Genomic DNA, 18292 nt, shown 5'->3' with positions numbered 1-18292 from the left:
CACGTGCGGGGCGGCGGAGGACGAACATGGCGAGCAGGCGATCGGTGCGCACGGCGTACCGTGCGCTGATCCGCCGCGCGTTCTCCTTCGTGCTGCTCACCGCGATCATGGTGGCGTCGGTCGTCGTCGCGTCTCCTGCGAATCAGGCTGTGGCGGCGACGAATCCGGACACCCTGCAGCCCGTGGTGTCCAAGGCGGGGTTCATGCATCCCGGCGTATTCCTCAGCCTCGACGATCTGCGGACGACGAAGCAGCACATCCTCGCCAAAGAGGCGCCGTGGTACGACAACTTCACCAAGCTCGCCGCATCGCGTTACGTCTCCCGTGATGCGCCGAGCTTCCGAGGATTCGGCGCCGCGGGAGCCTCGGACCCGCACGGCCGGATCACCGCCTGCGGATCGTTCAACCAGAACCCCAGCGTCGGCTGCTCCGACCAGCGGGCCGACAGCCGAGCGGTCTACGCGCAGGCGCTCATGTACTGGTACACCGGAAAGCAGACGTACGCCGAGCGTGCCGTGGCCATCCTCAACGCGTACGCGAAGCACTTCCGCGGGAACGGCGGATCGAACGGGCCCCTGATGACCGCCTGGCAGGCGAGCCAGATGGTGCGCGCTGCGGAGCTGATCCGCTACACCTACGCCCCGAAGTCACCCAAGCACGAGTTCGACGTCGACGCGTTCAGCAAGATGCTGCGCAAGGTGTTCGTCCCGACACTCACGACCTTCGACTACGGACGGAACAACGGCAACTGGAAGCTCTCGGCCGCCGAGGGCCTGATCAGCATCGCTGTCTTCCTCGATGATCGTGACCTCTACAACCATGCGCTGAGCATGTGGCGGGAGCGGACGAAGGCGTACATCTACGTGTCGAGCGACGGCAAGCTGCCCACGCCCCCGGCGAGCGCCGCCGGCAGCTTCCGGACGCCGGAGGACCTGATGTGCCAGTGGGTGGACGACAAGGTGAAGGCCTGCCAGAGAACCCCGATGCCGAACCCCGGCGTCCAGTTCCAGAACGGGCAGAACCAGGAGTCCTGCCGAGACTTCGAGCACGCCTCGATGGGACTCGGCGGGATCATCAACACGGCCGAGACCGCATGGATTCAGGGCGACGACCTGTACGGAGAGCAGCAGAAGCGCATCATCGCCGGGGTGCTCTACACGGTGCAGATCGCGCAGGGCTTCGAATCCCGCGGGTGGCCGCGCGGGTTCTGCGGCGGAGCGACCGATCTCAGCACCGATGTCTCGCTCGCCGAGCTGCCGGTCGACACGTTCTACAACGCCTATGCCGTCCGCAAGGGCGTGAAGCTGCCTGCCATCTCGATCCCCGGCTACCCGAAGCCGAAATCGGGCAGCAATCCGGTGAAGCAGTTCATCGCCGAGCATCGCGCCGTCGACAACTACGCCGGCAATGTGACGACATGGGAGGCGGTGACGCATCACCTGGCCAGCACGCTCTACATCCCCAAGCTGCCCAAGGCCAAGCCGAAGCCGACCGCGACGCCCACGCCGACACCGACTCCTACGCCTACGCCGACGCCGACCGCGACGCCCACGCCGACGATCACCCCCGCTCCGCTTGTGGCCTCTTCGGCAGGAGCGCTCACCACCCTGGCGGTGGTGACGTCGGTCTTCGCTGTGATCGGCGTGTTCGCCTCGCTGCTGGCCATCGTGCTGGCGGTGCGGGCGCTGGTGCGGCGACGACGGCGTGGCGTGCCGGCGTTGCCGCACCCCCGCGCCGGTCAGCCGGTGGAGTGAGCGCGTTCGTCAGCGGCGCGGCAGGTCCAGGATGAAGTCGACGAGCTGATCCGTCTTCGCCGCCCACGACTCAGCCATCGCGCGAGTCTCCCCGTCACGGTTCGGTGATGCGTGCGCCAGCGCCTGCTCCAGCGACTCGCTGCCGTCGTCGGCGTCCGAGTACGTGTGGATGCCCGTGCTCTCGTCCGCACGGATCACCGGCGTCTCGCGCGCGAGGACGGCCAGTCCGGCGGCGAGGTACTCGTAGAGCTTCATCGGACTGCGCCCGGCATTGAGGGGGTCGTCGGACAGCGGCAGCAGGCCGACGCGCGCACTGTGCAGCAGCGAGGGCAGGTCGTCATACGACACGGCGCCCACCAGCTCCACGTTCGACGGCAGAGCGACCGGCGGCTGCGGTGACGGGCCGGCGACGACGAAGTGCACGTCGGCGCGGGCACGGGCCCACCTGATCAGCTGATCCCAGTCGAAGCGCGCATCGAGGGCGCCGACGTAGACGCACACCGGCGGCCGCGGATCGGAGTCGTCCTGTGCCGCCGTGAAATGCCCGACATCGACGCCGTTGCCGATCACGAGCGACGGCCGACGGATGCCGCCGAGCCCGCGCAGCACCTCGGACGAGGTCGCGACGACCCCGTCCGCTGCGGCGACGATGCGCGGCTGGATGCGGTGCTTCACCCCCGACGGGTACAGATCGGTGGGGCGGTAGACGAGCCGCTTCGACAGCTGCCGGACCGACTCGTCCCACAGCAGCGGCTGATCGATCAGCACCGCGTCGAAGTCGAGACCGATGCCGTGGTCGGCGAGTTCGCGGGCGACCTCGAAGCGCCCGTAGGGGGCGGGGAGCACGGTGCGCGGGACGAGATGGGTCACGCCGTCGGCGTCGCGATGCGTTCCCCGTGGGACTGCCCTGTCGTCTTCACCGCTGACGCGGCGCAGCCACCGGTGCACCCGCGAGATCGGCGTGGACAGGTGCACCACCTCGGCGCCGCGGCGCGCGAGTTCCCGGGCGTAGTGGTGGCTCCCCACCCGGAACGAGCCGAAGGCGTGACTGTGCGACAGGAAGAGCACGCGCGTCAGACCGGTCATGCCCGTGCCGCCCGGATCGTCTCGCGCATCCGGTGCTCGATCTCGGCCAGCCGCATCCGGGCGGCCGTGAGGTGGCCGCGGAGCTCTGATGTGCGGTCGAGCTGCGCGCGAAGGAACTGCTGCAGCTGCTCCGCATCGCCCGTTGCGGCGTCGTGAGAGATCCCTCGGATGCCGATGGCTGCGAAGGCTTCTGAGATCTTCTGCGTGGGGGCGGGCACCAGCTCGGCGGGAGCGGCGCCGTCGATCGCGGCGAGCACGAGCACGTGCATGCGGTCGCTGACCACCAGTCGGGCGCGGCCGTAGTGCGCGCGCAGGCGGGCTTCCTGTGCCACGGCGTCGGTGTCGCCCCACGGCGTGAATTCACCGCCGAGCGCATCGGCGAGCTCGCGGGCGCGCTGTTCGTCCTCGCGCACCTGCACGACCGTGCGAATGCGCAGGTGCTCGGCTTCGGCCGTGCGGCGGATCGCCTGCATCCACTCGACGTTCGGCATGGGGCGCGCGCCGCGAAGGCTCACGATCAGTTCGTCGCGGGCTGCGTTCGGCGCGTCGGCGGCAGGTCTGGCGGCGAATCCGATGTCGGGTGCGATCGTGCTGCCGCCCGCGAGCGCAGCGCTCTTGGCGTCTCGCCACAGAGCGATCTGCGACAGTCGCGCGGCGCGCGCATGCAGCCAGGTGGCGGGGTCGGTGGGCGCGCGGATGCCGCGAGGAGGTCGCACGACCACGCCGCGTTTCAGCCGTACGAGCACGGTCTCGGCGAGAAAGACGAGTTCGCGCAGCACGTTGCCGCGATCCAGCGGCACCTCCCCCGCCTCGAACACGAGCACAGGATGCTGTGGCGCGGTCAGCAGCATCCACAGCCACCGCGGCACGCTGCGCTTGGAGCGCAGCACCACGGCCTCGTCGGGCACGCCCAGCTGGCGAAGCCACACGTCGGGGCCGGCGCCGGTGTAGACGACAAGCTCGTCGGAGGTTCCGAGTGCCCACTCGAGCGTTCCGCGCCGGATGAGCGCGTCGCCGATGTTGCCCTCCGGACCGGTCAGAGAGACGAACGTGCGGGTGGGTCTGTGAGTGTGCACTCGTCTGCCGACCTTCCCGCTTCGCATCAGCCCAATCTACTGGGATGCGGCATCCGGGCCGCGCACCGGGGACTCATTGCGCTGTCGACGGTGCGGTCAGCGCTTGCTTCGCTGCTGCCGGCGCGGAGTGAACCACTGTGCGAAGCCGCGCCGCAGTTGACGCTCGACGGGAACGACGTCCGGCGTCGTCTCCTCGGTCAGGTTCCAGTACTCCGCGTTCTTCTCGTTCGCTGCGGGCACAACCTGCCCAGGTCGCCGGGTTCGCAACACAGGCCGCTCCCAGGCGATGTGTCGTTTGACGACCCGAGCTGGCGCTCCCGCAGCGATGCTGTTGTTCGGCACATTTCGTGTCACGATGCTGCCGAAGCCGACAACAGATCCAGTGCCGATGGTGACTCCGCCCATGATGACAGCGTTCTTGGCAATCCAGACATGATCGCGGATCTCGATCGACTCCGATGGGTTGATGCGCTTTCCCGTGCGCACACCGTAGATCGGATGAGCATCGTCAGTGCGGATCTCGACGCCGGTGGCGATCATGCAGTCGTACCCGATCCGCACTTCTGCGCCCTCAACGGCAGAAATGAATGCACGATTGGTCGTGCCGACGTTCTCGCCGATGTGGATCTTGGAACTGTGCCCGATGCGGAGACTCAGTCGCAGACCGGTTCGTGGCCGTGAAGTGGGAAGTATCTCGACCTGCCCGCCATCGCCCGCGAAATCCACGCTCAGGGAGACGATCTTGGCATTCTCCGCGACGTACAGACGATTGTTGTCACCGGCGAATCGAACGCTGACATGTTCGCGACGGGGTTCGCCCTCGTAGATGATCTCATTGCCCCTGTCGTCGCGATAGGGCTCGAGGGTTCTGACGGCACTCATGAGGACGCTCTCCAAACTGCGATGGTGACCCGCCTGCGTCGGCGGGCGCCGACACGCGGGAGGTTGGTGAGACGGCGCGCGGCCATTCTACGGGGGCAGTGGCGCACCACGTCACCCGGACGCTGCCGTTGCCGAGACCATGTTGACGAGCGCTCACCGCTGTTCGTCATCGAGCCCTCGTTGCTGATGGGCCATGATCTGCGTGGCGGCTGCCCTCCACGGTTCGCGGAGCGCACTCCAGTGATACAGGCCCTGAAGGCGAGCGTCGATCAGGTCGAGGAGTTGCCTCACCGAATCAGGATCAGCTTCCTCCCTGCGCCGAGCTTCGCGTCGCCGCACAGAGTTCTTGCGGGTGAGGAAGGGCTTCTCCGCGATGATGATGCTCTCGGCGTTCGCGAGGCTCTGCCAATGGAATGGCAGCTCGTCGAAGACGCCGATCCCGCCGAAGAACATGTTGGCATCCTGCAGCAGCTCCGTTCGAACCAACCGGGCGGTCTCATCCGCTCCGATCTGCGCCGACAGCACACGGCGCTCGTCGTCAGTCTGCGATGCAGCCAGGCTTCGCCACTCAGCGGCATGCGCCGCATACTCGGCGCTCGACTTCTTGAAGCGGTGCCGTCCGAGCAGGAGGTCAGCGCGCTCACTGGACGCACGCTCGGCGGCGGCGCGCAAGGCAGTCGGCTCCACGACGTCCCCGGACTCGAGGAACAGGGCGTAGCGACCCGTGATCAGGGGAATCACCGAGTTCCATGCGCGTCCGGTCCCGTCGCGTCCCTGCTCGAAGACGTGAACGTTCGCGTGGCGGCGTGCATAGTCTCTGAGCAACTCGGCGGTCTCGCCAGTCGCTGCCTGGTCCACAAGGAGCACATCAATGCTGAGGCCGATGGTGGCAAGGACCGGTTCGAGGGTACGTCGAAGCCGACCGGCGCCGTCCGGTACCGGGATGACGACGGTGACGTCGCGATGCGGATAGCCTGACCGGTAGGCGTTGACGGTTTCCTGCAGCGCCTTCGGGACGACGCCGCCGGCGGCTTCCACGCGATCGAACAGAGCAGCGAACCGCTTCGCGATCATCGCGCGCGCTGCCGGGTGCGTCTGCTGACGCACCACCCACTGCGACGCCGCCAATCTCTCGACGAAGGCATCGAGCAGCGCTTCTCGCCCTTCGGCGTGGACGGCGAGGACGGCACGCAACGCCGTGGTGAAGTGATGAGCGTAGGAAGCCTTCCTGTGCTCAGCCGAAGCCATCGTCTGTCCTGCGCGTCCGAGTCGGTGCAGGCTGACCCGATCGTCGATGAGCACGACGCTCTGTGCAAGCGCGAGCACCGTCCAGTGCAGTGGATTGTCCTCGTAGAAGTAGTCGCCCTCAGGGTATTCGATCGCGAATTCTTCGATGAAGGATCGGCGGTAGAGCTTGCGCCATGGCACGGGAGACATCTGCAGCAGGCTCGGATGGCTGGCGGCGGAGATCACGGCACCGCGTGGCACCCCGACGGCGCGACCGTGATCGTACGCCGGTTCGACGATGCGCAGATCGTCTCGGAAGGTCGCGAATCCTCCGATGACGACGTCGGCATCCGCCCGATCGGCAGCCTCGATCATCCGCGCGAACCCGCCGCGCGTGACGATATCGTCACTGTCGGCGAAGCCGAGATACCGGCCTCTGGCGTGCCTGATGCCGATGTTGCTCGGGATGCCGGCGCCGCCGATCGTGTTCTGCGCGAGAGCCACCACGCGCACGCGCCGATCCAGCGAGGCGTACATGTCGATGATCCGGGCGGACTCGTCCGTCGAGGCGTCGTCGACGACGATCAGTTCGAAGTCCTGGAACTCCTGGTACAGCACCGAGACGATCGCCGCTTCGAGGAACGGAGCGACGTTGTAGACCGGCATGACGATCGACAGCACCGGAGCCTGCGCATCATCGACGTCTGCACGTCCTCTTGTCGCCACCTGCCGCGCCTGCGGTGCCGTCGCGGGCGAGGGTACGACCCTCAGCCAGTCCGGCTTCCGATCGCCGAACCAGCCGCGAACAGTGTCGTCGACGTCCGCCCGAGCGAAGGTTCGTGCTCGCATGTCGCCCGACGACGGGTCGTCGATCACGACAACACGCGCCGCATCGATGTGAAGACGCGCCATCGAGTGGCCTTGCGCCGCTCCGGCGTGCCGTACCACGACGAGGCCCGCGATCGCCGCGGTCTGGTCCGTGATCTGGGCGACGACACCCTCCTCGACCAGTCGTGCCACCGCCTCAGCGGGTTGAAGCGCACGGGGCTGGGCAATCGACTCGCGCTGCAGGATCGCCACACGCAATCCGGAAGCGGCGGTCGCCGCAAGTTCCCTTGCCACCTGCTCGCCGAATGACGTCGCCATGGCCGCGCTCGACCAGTCGGCGATGACCAGGACGTCATATTCGGTTTCCGGCGGCTGGTTCTCGACTTCGACGCGACGTGACGGCTTCCCGGCATGCGCGGCCACACCCACCCGTCCGGCAGGCGACCCCGCAGGCGCTGCACCGCCGGACAGTCGTTCAGCCAGCTGGCGCCGGCCGACCTGTGTGAGCAACGCCGCCAGCGCGTCGCGATCCTCGCTCGGAAAGCGATCGCCGGCGAGTGCTCTGTGAGCTATGAAAGACGCCCCGGCGCTGATCGTCGCCACCTCGTCCGTCGTCCCACCCATCGCCTGCGTGATGGCCCACAGGCGTGTGAGCGGGATGCGGTCGAGAAACGGCTCCCGCACGCGCGGACGATCGCCATGCGCGATGATCTCGCGGCGCAGGTCCTCCCAATCGAAGTCACCGTCAGCCGCCCGGTCGACCAGCGCCAGCAGCGCCCATGTCGAGCCGAGTTCAGCGGCCGCGCGCACGAGTTGCTCATCGGAGAGGAGCGGCGATCGATACAGCGCAAGCCGCTCAGCCTCAACTCCGTCTTCGTCGAAGCGCTCGGTCTCGATCGTGTTCTCGTGAAGGCGGATCAGCAGGTCATCCCTGTGAGGCTGAGGAAAGCTCGTCATCCCTCCTCCTGCCGACCGTGCACCTGGAGATCGTCAAGCACGAGGCGCAGATCGTACAGATCGCGGGCGATGTGCTGAGCTCGTTCGGCGATCCCTCGAACGTCGGCGAAGCCGGCTTCCAGCTGCCGGGATTGTGCTCCGGCCTGCTCGCCGAGATCCGCACTCCGCATGTCGAGCGTGCGCAATCGTTCAGCGCTGCGAGTCATCATGCTCGACACCCCACGCAGGTCCGCCTCGATCCGATCGATCTTGCGGACGATGAGGTCACTGCGCCGACGCGACGCCACACGGCATGCGACGAGGAAGAGGCCGATCGATGCAACGAGCAGGCACAGCAGCGCGAGCGCCCATTTCCAGCTCCCACTCAACGCCGACACGGCACCCGCTACCGCGAGCACTGCGACCACCGCGCCGGCAACCAGCTCCGCTCGCGTCAATGCTCGCACTTCGCGCCTTTCCATCTGGGTCAACTCCGATAGCCAGAGTATCCGAGCCTAGATTCGAACCAGGATTCGCCTGACGTTCTCGGCCAGCGGGCGAAGCGCTGGGACCCTGTGCACGATACGCCGACCCAGCGACAGCAGACGCTGCTTGTCATTGGCCTGTCTCGACTTCTTCAGCTTGTCCGAGCGCGGCTCGGCGTATCCGATGGCAAGCTCCAACAACGCTCGCAGATCTGTCTCTGTGGGCTCGGGTGAGAATTCCGCCGGAAGATCGTCAGCGAGCAGTGCCTCATACAGTCGCCCGTAATCATGTGCGGTGGCCCGTTCGGCGGCTGCCACAGATTCCCGGGACATGCGCTCGTAGCGCTGTGGATCCGAGACGAGATCGATCACCGCCTCGGCAAGACTGACGGCGTCACGCTGAGGCACCGACACGATGCCGCCGTTGCCGCGCACAAGAGGTAGCCACGGCAACGCATACATGCACACTGGCAAACCACGCGACTGCGCCTCGGCGATCGTGAGCTGGTATCCCTCGATTGCGCTGGTCGAAAGGAATACATCCGCGCGGTCGAGCGCCGCCACCAGGAAACGTCCCTGCAGCGGCCCGACGGCACGTACGCGGTCGGCGAGCCCCGCCTTGGCAGCTTTCGAATTGAACGATCGGGCGGTCAGATCGATCCAGTCCGGGCCTACTGCCGTGAGCCGGAAATCCACACCACGTTGCGAGAGCTCTTCGCCGACACGAATCAAATCGAGACACTGCTTCGTGTGCTCTTCCAGCCGCCCGAGCCATACCAATTCGATTCGCCCGCGAGGTGCCTGGCGATCAGCGGGCGCGGAGACCGTGTCCAGCAGCATGGGGGAAGGCGGATTCGGCAGGTGAACGACATTCGCGATCCCGAGCGACTTCCAGAGTGCGACATCCAGCGGCGACAGCGTCACAACCGTGCGCAGCAGTGGCAGCGACTCTCGCAGCGCTCCGATGCGAGCAGTGCCGTCATGCAGTGGGCGCAATGCGAAGTTATGGATCCAGCCGATCGTCGGGACCCCGGCCGCCCTCGACAGGGCTGCGTACTCATGCCAGTCGAGCCCGGAAAGGATCTCGTGGTCGAGGACCGCGTCGACCTCACGCTCGACGATGAGCCCTATCCACTCGGCGTACTTTTCAGCGCGCCTGCGTCCGCTCAGCTCATGCACGTCCACGCCAGTGGGCACGAGCGAGCGGTCCTTCATCGAGCCGCGCAGCACGATCGTCACGCGGTGGCCGGCGTCGCGCAGGATACGCGCCTGGGCAGAGAGCACGTTCGAGATCCCGCCGGTTGTGAGAGTGCGCGCGACCAGCATCACGTTGCGAACCGGGCACACCTCCAGCGGCACCGAGGCACCATGCTCCCGCAGTGCATCAAGAGCCGCCGGGTAGAAAGCAGCGACAGCCCGGGCCACGGCCCGCGGGGCCACACTCTCGTACACGCGATCAAGACCCGCCGCGCGCAGCTCTGGGTGTGGGGAGCGCGCGATCTGGTCGCAGATGTAAGCGATGATCGACGTACGAGCCGACTCGTACGCTGCGCGCACTGCGTCTGGATCCGGAGCCCGATCGGCAACGATCTCGACCGCATCAGCGATGGCGTCGATCGAGTCGATGCCGCTCACATAGAACTCGACGCGTGCGACATCCTCGATGTGGTGACCGCTGCCGCCCCGTCCGAAATGGTACCGATACAGCCGTTCGGGCAGCGACACGTAACTGTTCGAGAGGGCGGCGACGAGGAACATCAGCGGGAGATCGTTCATGCGCGCAAGAGCAGTGTCGTCCGGGATCAACGCGTATGCCTGCCGCACGACCTCAGTGCGGTACAGGTGCCTCCACAGTTGGCCCTGTGCTGGCTTCCCCTGGGGGAACAGACCGCGCACCACCTCTGGGCCCTGCAGAGCGTCGTGCTTCGGCCGCAACCGCTGCTCGTACGCACCCCCGGTGCGCCCATGCGGATCCACGACGAAGATGCCGAAGCCCACGAGATCCGCCCCCGATCGCTGCGCCTGGCGCCAGGCGAGATCGGCAGCTTCCGGCACCAGTTCGTCGTCGCCGTCGAGGAACAGCACATGGTCCGCCGCGGCCGCCTCGACGCCGAGCCGGCGCGCGTGCAGCGCAGTGCGGTTCTGATTGAGGCGAATCAGCCGAACGCGATGATCGGTGTGCGCGATGCGTGTCACGATGTCGGCCGAAGCGTCCGTGGACGCATCATCGATGCAGATGATCTCGATGTCACTCAGAGTCTGGCTCAGGCAGCTCTCGAGGCACGCCACAAGAGTCTGCTCGTCGTTGTAGACGGGGACCACGATCGAGACGAACGGGCGTGCAGGCATTCGGCAACTCCCCACATGTCGTTCGTCGCAGCTCCTCTTCGATGCCCAATGTATCAGCGCGCTGTCCACGCCCGTCGGCGCTCACGCGCGCGCGTCGGGCGCGGGCGCGCTCACGCTCGCACCAGCGCGATACTATGGATACTCAGCAGTCAGCCCCGACGATGCCGCCAGGCGGAGGAACAACTTTGAAGATTGCCCTGATTGGCATTAACAGGTATGCCAAGTTCCTCAACTTCGCATGTGACCTTCACGTCTACGCATTTCAGGAGTACCTGATTCAGCATGGCCACGATGTGACCATCTTGGACTACAAGCCGGCGTACTTCTACGACTTCAACATGAGGAACCCCACGGAGTACACCGAGCGGAAGTACCGCGAAGCGATCCTGCGCAACGCGACCGACGCGAAGCAGAAGGCCGCCCGCGAAACGGAGCTTGAGAAGTGGGCAGAGCTCGCCGTGGGGTACCGCAGCGTCACCGTCGAACGAGAACGTCGTTTTGACAAGTTCGAAGCCTTCATCGGCAAGCATCTCAAGTTCACCGCAGAGGTGTATGATTCCGATCTTCTCGAGATCGAGGATCCCGGCTTCGACTGCTACATCTGTGTGACTGACGTGATCTGGCAGCCGATCGCCAGGCACGTCTTCGACCGCGGCTTCCTTCTCGGGAGCAAAGCTTTCGAAGGAAAGCAGAAGATTTCGTATGCGGCGAGCCGCGGGGCGACCTCGGACTTCACCGAGCACGAAGCCGAGTTGTTCTTCGAGTACTTGAGCGACATCTCTGATGTCAGCGTGCGCGAAGCGGACTTCGGCGCTTATATCGAACAGAATTCGGATGTCAAGGCGCCCACGGTGATGGACCCCGTGATGCTGCACGACAAGGCATTCTGGCAGAACGTCTCGGAGAAGCCGAAGCTCGAAGGGTTCGTCCTTCTCTACTACGTCATGGAGCAGGCGACCGACACCATCACGAAGGCTGTCGAGTACGCGAAGGCAAACGATCTCACTCTCGTCGAGTTGTCAGATCGCCCGCTCAAGCACGGCCGAGTGACCGACCCGGACGTCAAGCACATCGCGCGCTACGACGTCGGCATGGAAGAGTGGCTCGGTTACATCGAGCACGCAGAAGCAGTGTTCACCAATTCATTCCACGGGTGCTGCTTTGCGGTTCAGTTCGAGAAGAAGCTCTTCGTCGGAAAGCGCAACGGTCAGAAGGTGCCGAATTTCCTTGCGACGTTCGGCCTCGACGACCGACAGTTCACAGGCACCACCGATGTCGCCGAGCTTCCCGGCGACATCGACTACACACCGGTGAAGAAAAAGCTCGAGACACTGCAGGCCGCGTCGGGCGAGTTCATCCTGGGCGCGCTGGACCGGGCCAGCGCGCGCATTGAGCGAGGAGAGCGCACTGACCTCGCCGTCTACGAGCAGAAGCGGCGCAGCCTCATGTATCCGGCGAGTTTCCACAGCGGATCGTCACTGAGCGCGGCGGACACGAAGCGCGTCGTCGTCGCGACGGGCGAGGTCTCCTTGAAGCGGACGAAGTCCGGCGCGATCGAGTACTCCACGCCGGGAATGCGGTACAAGAATGACGGGCGCACCACCCTGCCTTCCAATCGTTTCGTCCTACCCGGCAAGGAGCTGATCGGCTGGAGTCTTCGATTCCGGATCGACAACAGTTGGTTCTGGTATCTGGACGACGGAACAATCGCGCTCGGCACGGTGGCGGGGAAGGAACTGGAGGGGCGGAAGGCCATCCTTGCGGATGGCGCAACGATCCCGCACCTCCCCGTCAACCACGTCAGCATCGCCGTCTTCGTCGCGCAGTGGCGCCCGGCCAGTAACTGACGACAGCGATCTACTCGAGCGCCCATTCGTTCGAGTTTCCGCGCCGAGCCACCGGATCAGACGTGAAAGCGCGCTCTGAGCGTCATCCGGTGAGCCCGATCGCGGTTCTCCCGTGCGACTCGCAGTTCTACGTCGGACAGCTGCACCAAGCTCCCGCCGGCGATGAAGGAGAGCGCGTTGTAGGCATTGTTCATCCAAATGAACGCGGCCTGGCGCCATCCGACGTCAAGTTCCAGATCCTGTGTGCGCGCGAACAGAACAGACCACGCGTGATACACGATGGTCAGTCCCACCAGGTTCGGAGACGCTGCGGCTTCAGCTGCCGTCGCAGCCCACGACTGATTGTCCGGTCGATCATCGTCCGACGCGACGGCGCATCGGAACCATCGATCCCCCCGAACCTCCCATCTCTCCCGAGGCGATGCCTGCGGATCTATGACCAGCGCGAAAGGAGCAACGGCATAGCTGCGAAGGAAGGGCGCCATCCTCGCGACCACGTCGCGCACGGGCAACGCAGGCGTTGCGTCTGGCGTCGGATCAGTCATGCCGTCCTCATTCGATCATCGTAGTCCGCTGCTGGCAACAGCTTTGAGACTACGGGCATCGGATCGACGCAGGCGGAACCCGTTTGCTCACACTTCAGAGAGCAGGCGGCGCAATGCGGGACCGTTATGTGTTGTGTCGAAGCGCCAGTCGGTCTTGTGATCCGCCTTCGCGGACACAGGTGGATTCCAGAAGTAGTCAATATTCTTCGCGCGGGTCAGTGCCATCAGATGCTCTGTTCGACCTGTGTACGACTCAGACTGAATCACGATCAAGCGCTCGAGACTGTCGGCGTAGAGCAGGCTGTACAGACCCGAGCCACCGAAGCCCGCGACGACTTCGGCGTTCCCGAAGAGATTCGCCTGTTCGCGCATGCTGAGTCGCTCCGGGAAGACGATCGAGAAACCATGCTCCTCGAAGATCGTCTCGACCTCGTCGGTATTGAGGCACGTGCGATTTCCGGGCTGAGGCAAGCGGCTGATGAAGATCTTCTTCGGGGATTTCGCATCCCCATGCACAACGCGGTCACGCATGCGACGGAATGTTTCGTCGACGACCGGGTGCATGAAGATCGGAGACGCATACTGCAGCCCCAGCGACGGAACGATGAATGACCGCATCCTGACAGGGCCGGTTACCCACTCAATCCGTTCGTCCGAGATCCCAGCGAGTTCAAGGATGCCAAAGGCGTTCGCGTTCGGGTTCTTGGCATAATTCCAACGACGTTGCAGCAGAACCTTGGCTTCCGGGTAGCGCTCAAGCGCGCGGCTCACTCCCCAGGTCCGTGCGAGCCCCTGAGCGATCACGTGCCCAAAGTGCCCGGAGTAAGGATGAGTCAGATCGATGTACGGCCGGTCTGGCAGAAACGGAGCTTCGTCAGCGTCGTTGAGCAGAAAGATGCTGTTATCCGTGAACGTCGCCACGCTTGCCGGCACCGTGTGGTGCCTCCAGGTGCTCCACGGACACCGAAAGGAATGCGGGAGAAGCGTATCCTCAACACTCGCAGCCATTTGTCCGTGAAAACGTATTTCACCACTGTAATGCCGCAAGGTCATCGCGGGCGCGAGAAATTCAGTCTCCAAGTTCTTTGGTGGTCGCGTCAGATTGTGGTGTGTCACTACTGCGTCGGACCTGAAGTCCACTGATGGCAGGGTGTCGATCGTCTCGACGCTGGTCTTCTGCAGCGTCTCCTGCAGCACGCCTCTCGCAGCGGCGGCTTCATTGACGACGTGCAGATACCGAGAGCCCTGAGTGATCGCGAAACCATCTTCGAGAGCCGTGTATTCGGATGCAGTTGACTTTGCCGCAGCTATAGCTCGCCAATCTCCAATGGTGAGCGTGCTCGGAGTCCCAGCGACCCAGCCCGGCATTCTCGACTCCACGGAGTGCTCAGCGCCGTCGACGACGACGTGCAATCCTCCCTTTCGCAAATAGGCTTGAGCCCATCCCCAGAATCGCGCAGTCGATCTCTCTGTCGTCCGACGCGCATCGATGATCGCGTCGAAGGGCCCATGTTCGGCGAGCAGTGAACGAAGTTCGGCGGATGTTGTGAACCAGCCGTGAACCCGCTTGTCGGACTTGAGCAGTGGCAGACCACTGCGTCGGAACTCCATGTACCCGCGAGCCCCCCGCCAACGTTCCGCGAGAGCTTCGACGCCATGGTCGGGCTCGTCTGTCACCACGACGAATCGCGGGGAATCGATCGTCGCCAGATGGTCCCTGACGGCGTCGTCGATGGCCGGAAGGACAGAGCGCTCAGGCGAACTTTCGCACTCGGGTTCTGCCGCAACGTTCGGTCGCCGGGCGTCGGAACGAGAGCCCAAACGTGCAATCCGTCGAAAGAGTCTCATGCTGGCCAATCAACTCGGCGCCCAGCAGCCATCGCGTCCCTGAGCATCAGCTCTCCGACAGCGCCGTGACCATGCGCGACAGTCCGGTGGGCAGGCCGACGACCGGCTGCCATCCGAGAGCGGAGAGACGCGCGCTGTCGAGCCCCTGCCCCTTCGACGGGCTGTAGGCGCTGCGATCGGCATCGTTGGTGAACAGCAGCTTGAGTCCCAGTTCGGGCCGCACTTCGGTGAAGAGCTCGGCCAGGCGGCGGATCGACACGAATCCCTCGGGATCGGCGACGTTGTACGCGGTCTCATCACCCGTCAGCACGGCGAAGAACATTCCGGCGATCGCATCCGCGACGTACGTGTACGTCCGCACGGCTGACCCGTCGCTGTTCAGCACGATGTCGCGCCCCTGAACCACGTGCGCCGCGAAGTCGGCCTGAACCCGGCCGTCGTCCAGCGCCATACCCGGGCCGTAGATGTGCCCGAAGCGGATGATCCGGGCCGTGATGCCGTACTGCGCGGCGTACGCCACCGAGATCGTCTCAGCGGCGCGCTTGCCCTCCGAATAGCACGCGCGCGGGTTCAGGATGTCGAACCCGCCGTAGCTCGACTCGGTGATGAGCTCTGTTCCCGCGGGTTGCGCACCGTACACCTCGGCGGAGGACATGAACACGAAACCGCGGGCCTGCTTCTCGACGCACAGATCGAGCAGGTTGAACGTTCCCGTCAGATTCGCACGGATGGTGCCCACGGGGTTCGATGCATGCAGCGATGGGCGCGCCGCACTCGCCCCGTGGATGACGTAGTCGACCGGCCCCTCGATGCTCACCGGGTCGGAGATGTCCTGCACGATGAGGTGCAGGTCGTCGCGGTCGACGATGTCGGACAGCAGCGTGCGTGCCTTCTGCTCGTTGCGCACGAGCGCATGCACGGTGATGCCCATCTCGAGTCGATCGTTGAGCGCGAGCAGTGTTCGCACCGTGTAGGACGGCAGCATCCCCGACGCGCCGGTGACGAGGACGGAGGTTCCCCGCAGCAGCTCCCACGGGAGGGGACGGGCGAGGATCTCGTCGAGATCGCCTGCGATGACCGAGTTCGACGCGGCTTCGGGCATCAGGCTTCCACCAGCTGCCGCGCCTCGGCGAGTTCGAAGAACGACTTCGAGATGTAGAAGTCATCCGCCGTCGTGATCTTGATGTTCGAACGAGGACCCTCCACCATGTGGACCGCATGGCCGTAGTGCCGCATCAGACTGCACGAATCGATCGAGTCGTTCTCGCCGTCGGCGACCGCCTGATCGTACGCCGCGAGCACCTCGCTCAGAATGAAGCTCTGCGGCGCCTGGGCCGTGTAGAGCAGCTCTCGGGGAATCACGTCGTCGACCTTGCCCGACGCCGACACGACGATCGTCTCGAACACCTTCGTGCAGGTGATCGCCGATCCGTGCTCGCGCACGGCGGCGATGTTCGCGCTGATGAGATCGGCATCGATGTGCGGGCGCACGCCGTCGTGCACGAGCACCACCGAATCCGCCGGGTACCACTCCGCCACCGCGCGCAGTGCGAAGTGACGGGATTCCTGACCGGTCGAGCCGCCGTTGACGATGCGCACCTTGGTGAGGTCGTAGCGGTGCACCAGCTTCTCGAGCTGCTCGTAGTACTCGGGCAGGATCGCCACGACGATTCCGTCGATGTCAGGGTGCTCTTCGAAGCGCTCGAGCGTGTGCACGATCACGGGCTTGCCGTGCACCTCGAGGAACTGCTTCGGCAGCGACTTCAGCTTCATGCGTGAGCCGACGCCGCCGGCGAAGATCACGGCGATGTTCATGTAAGCACCTCTCGATCGTCAGCACTCGAGAGAACGCCCTCACCCGGCGTCTCAACGGCGCTGTCTTCAGCTGTCTCTTCCACTGCGGAATCGAGACGCAGGTAGTCCGCGACGACGTTGCGCGCCGCGACGTGGTCTGGATGGTCGACGTGGAACTGCTCCGCACCCAGCCGCCGGGCCAGCTCGAAGCGCACGATCTCGCGCTCTGCCGCCTCGATCGCCTCCGGCTGATTGCGCGGGTCGTCGAGGATGAGCTGATCGATCACTCGATCGCTGGAGTCCGTATCGATGTGATCGAAGTTCTCCTCGCGGAAGCGCTCGACCTTCCACTCCTCGAAGTCGGCGGTCTCGAGCGCCTGGATCAGCTCATCGAAGGTGTTGCAGACCTTGCCCGGAGCCATCTCGTCGTAGTCGCGATGGAAGCCGCGCGTCGCGGAGTACAGGTCCTTGTCGTACGCGAAGAAGAGCATCGGCCGGTCGAGCAGCGAGAACTCGTAGAGAATCGACGAATAGTCGGTGATGAGGATGTCGATCGAGTGCAGCAGATCATTGCCGTTCGGGAAGTGCGAGAAGTCCAGGATGCGATCAGCGTATTCGGCCGGAATCGGCGGGGCGCCGGCGACGAAGTGATGCATCCGCATGAGGAAGACGTACTCGTCGCCGCACATCTCGTAGATGCGCTCGAAGTCGAGCCTGGAATAGTCGTAGAAGGCGGACTTCGCACCTTCGCCCCGGAACGTCGGGGCGAAGAGGATCTTCTTCCTGCCTTCGAGCTGCGGATAGGAGTCCGCGAAGTCTGCTTTCACCCGCTCGGAGCGCACGGGGTCGAGGAAGGAGTCGATCCTGGGCAGTCCCGTCGGGATGACAGCATCCTCGGGGATCCCGAAGACCTCGGCGTACACCGGTACGAGATGCGTGGATCCGCAGATCGCGAACGTGTACTTGCGGTGCGTATCCGTCAGACGCGGCGATCCGTAGTTGCCGAAGCGGCTGTAGCCGACTGACTTGAAGCCGCTGCCCGCGTGCCACACCTGGATGAGCTTCTGATCGTGTCGCAGAGTGACCTTGTTGAGCAGGGGGAAGTAGTCGTCGATCAGGATGATGTCGGCCGCCGCGAGCTCGGACGCCAACTGCGCCGTGCCCTCCTGCGTGACCTGGTCGAGAGTGCGGAAGCTGAAGCGGATGTCGAACTCGCTGTCCAGGCCGCGCTCGCACATCCGCTCGTAGATGCTCAAGAGATTGCCTGCGAGGGTCGGCCGCATCTCGGACGCGAACAGGATCGTCTGCCGGCCGGCGCGCTTGCGCATCCGCTCTTCCGCTTCCTGGCGCGGATCACGAAGCTCGGTGGGGCGGTCACCGCCTTCGGCGACGGCGATATCCCGTGAGCGGGGTCCGGCCAGCAGTCGCAGGTCCCGAGCAGCGGTCGCGGCACGGACGCGAAGTCCGAACTGACGCATTCGATACAGTTCCCGGTGACCCCAGCCGGTCACGGCGCCCTCGGTCTTCTCGTCGAACCAGGTCGCGAATCTTCCCGTGAGCCCGAAGGTGACCGCGTCGAGGCCGTTGAGAACCCTTCGGATCTGCGTCGGCCGCCCTGTCGGCTTGTCTCCCATG

The 18292-nt window shown here is 65.0% G+C and carries 13 protein-coding genes; 2 read left to right on the top strand and 11 right to left on the bottom strand.

Features of this window, described 5'->3' with window-relative positions; all coding sequences use genetic code 11:
• Positions 1 to 26: 26 nt before the first annotated feature.
• Entirely contained in the window at positions 27 to 1754 is a 1728-nt protein-coding gene (locus tag Q9R19_RS02105; RefSeq protein WP_311254694.1) for an alginate lyase family protein, read from the top strand.
• Positions 1755 to 1763: 9 nt separating this feature from the next.
• Here the strand turns inward: Q9R19_RS02105 and Q9R19_RS02100 are convergent, their stop codons facing one another.
• The 6 genes from Q9R19_RS02100 to Q9R19_RS02075 all read right to left on the bottom strand — a co-directional run bounded on the left by Q9R19_RS02100 (position 1764) and on the right by Q9R19_RS02075 (position 10623).
• On the bottom strand, positions 1764 to 2840 hold the full coding sequence (locus Q9R19_RS02100) for a glycosyltransferase (RefSeq protein WP_311254693.1): 1077 nt from the start codon (positions 2838 to 2840) through the stop codon (positions 1764 to 1766).
• The gene (locus Q9R19_RS02095; RefSeq protein ID WP_311254692.1) at positions 2837 to 3943 is read right to left on the bottom strand and encodes a hypothetical protein; all 1107 of its coding nucleotides are present in this window, start codon (positions 3941 to 3943) and stop codon (positions 2837 to 2839) included. The genes Q9R19_RS02100 and Q9R19_RS02095 overlap by 4 nt, the downstream gene beginning before the upstream one ends.
• Before the next feature lie 69 nt (positions 3944 to 4012).
• The gene (locus Q9R19_RS02090; RefSeq protein WP_311254691.1) at positions 4013 to 4798 is read right to left on the bottom strand and encodes an acyltransferase; all 786 of its coding nucleotides are present in this window, start codon (positions 4796 to 4798) and stop codon (positions 4013 to 4015) included.
• A 153-nt stretch (positions 4799 to 4951) separates the two neighbouring features.
• The gene (locus Q9R19_RS02085; RefSeq protein WP_311254690.1) at positions 4952 to 7810 is read right to left on the bottom strand and encodes a glycosyltransferase; all 2859 of its coding nucleotides are present in this window, start codon (positions 7808 to 7810) and stop codon (positions 4952 to 4954) included.
• The gene (locus Q9R19_RS02080) at positions 7807 to 8280 is read right to left on the bottom strand and encodes a hypothetical protein (protein ID WP_311254689.1); all 474 of its coding nucleotides are present in this window, start codon (positions 8278 to 8280) and stop codon (positions 7807 to 7809) included. Before Q9R19_RS02080 ends, Q9R19_RS02085 begins: the two co-directional genes overlap by 4 nt.
• A 24-nt stretch (positions 8281 to 8304) precedes the next feature.
• A complete protein-coding gene (locus Q9R19_RS02075; RefSeq protein WP_311254688.1) occupies positions 8305 to 10623 on the bottom strand; it encodes a glycosyltransferase in 2319 nt (772 codons plus the stop codon).
• A gap of 185 nt (positions 10624 to 10808) precedes the next feature.
• Between Q9R19_RS02075 and Q9R19_RS02070 the strand changes: the two genes are divergently transcribed.
• On the top strand, positions 10809 to 12470 hold the full coding sequence (locus tag Q9R19_RS02070) for a polysaccharide pyruvyl transferase family protein (RefSeq protein ID WP_311254687.1): 1662 nt from the start codon (positions 10809 to 10811) through the stop codon (positions 12468 to 12470).
• A 56-nt stretch (positions 12471 to 12526) separates the two neighbouring features.
• On the opposite strand, the gene Q9R19_RS02065 is transcribed toward Q9R19_RS02070, so the two are convergent.
• The 5 genes from Q9R19_RS02065 to Q9R19_RS02045 all read right to left on the bottom strand — a co-directional run bounded on the left by Q9R19_RS02065 (position 12527) and on the right by Q9R19_RS02045 (position 18291).
• Positions 12527 to 13015, bottom strand: coding sequence for a hypothetical protein (locus Q9R19_RS02065; protein WP_311254686.1), 489 nt, complete (start codon positions 13013 to 13015; stop codon positions 12527 to 12529).
• An 87-nt stretch (positions 13016 to 13102) separates the two neighbouring features.
• Positions 13103 to 14836 (bottom strand): glycosyltransferase 61 family protein, encoded by a 1734-nt coding sequence (locus Q9R19_RS02060; RefSeq protein WP_311254685.1) that lies wholly within the window; start codon positions 14834 to 14836, stop codon positions 13103 to 13105.
• Between the two features lie 73 nt (positions 14837 to 14909).
• Complete coding sequence (locus Q9R19_RS02055; RefSeq protein ID WP_311254684.1) at positions 14910 to 15965, bottom strand: NAD-dependent epimerase/dehydratase family protein; 1056 nt, start codon at positions 15963 to 15965, stop codon at positions 14910 to 14912.
• Entirely contained in the window at positions 15965 to 16678 is a 714-nt protein-coding gene (locus tag Q9R19_RS02050) for an IspD/TarI family cytidylyltransferase (protein ID WP_311254683.1), read from the bottom strand. Before Q9R19_RS02050 ends, Q9R19_RS02055 begins: the two co-directional genes overlap by 1 nt.
• On the bottom strand, positions 16675 to 18291 hold the full coding sequence (locus Q9R19_RS02045) for a CDP-glycerol glycerophosphotransferase family protein (protein WP_311254682.1): 1617 nt from the start codon (positions 18289 to 18291) through the stop codon (positions 16675 to 16677). Before Q9R19_RS02045 ends, Q9R19_RS02050 begins: the two co-directional genes overlap by 4 nt.
• Position 18292: the final 1 nt, after the last annotated feature.

It is taken from the genome of Microbacterium sp. ARD32, from assembly GCF_031844385.1.
Lineage (GTDB): Bacteria > Actinomycetota > Actinomycetes > Actinomycetales > Microbacteriaceae > Microbacterium.
The sequence above is the reverse complement of the archived record's forward strand: the minus strand, read 5'-3'. Positions and strand labels throughout refer to the sequence as shown.

Bases quoted from the DNA above. Each gene is read 5' to 3' on its own strand.
- Q9R19_RS02065 (WP_311254686.1), bottom strand. From the start codon at position 13,015: ATGACTGATCCGACGCCAGACGCAACGCCTGCGTTGCCCGTGCGCGAC.
- Q9R19_RS02095 (WP_311254692.1), bottom strand. From the start codon at position 3,943: ATGCGAAGCGGGAAGGTCGGCAGACGAGTGCACACTCACAGACCCACC.
- Q9R19_RS02105 (WP_311254694.1), top strand. From the start codon at position 27: ATGGCGAGCAGGCGATCGGTGCGCACGGCGTACCGTGCGCTGATCCGC.
- Q9R19_RS02075 (WP_311254688.1), bottom strand. From the start codon at position 10,623: ATGCCTGCACGCCCGTTCGTCTCGATCGTGGTCCCCGTCTACAACGAC.
- Q9R19_RS02090 (WP_311254691.1), bottom strand. From the start codon at position 4,798: ATGAGTGCCGTCAGAACCCTCGAGCCCTATCGCGACGACAGGGGCAAT.
- Q9R19_RS02100 (WP_311254693.1), bottom strand. From the start codon at position 2,840: ATGACCGGTCTGACGCGCGTGCTCTTCCTGTCGCACAGTCACGCCTTC.
- Q9R19_RS02085 (WP_311254690.1), bottom strand. From the start codon at position 7,810: ATGACGAGCTTTCCTCAGCCTCACAGGGATGACCTGCTGATCCGCCTT.
- Q9R19_RS02050 (WP_311254683.1), bottom strand. From the start codon at position 16,678: ATGAACATCGCCGTGATCTTCGCCGGCGGCGTCGGCTCACGCATGAAG.
- Q9R19_RS02045 (WP_311254682.1), bottom strand. From the start codon at position 18,291: ATGGGAGACAAGCCGACAGGGCGGCCGACGCAGATCCGAAGGGTTCTC.
- Q9R19_RS02055 (WP_311254684.1), bottom strand. From the start codon at position 15,965: ATGCCCGAAGCCGCGTCGAACTCGGTCATCGCAGGCGATCTCGACGAG.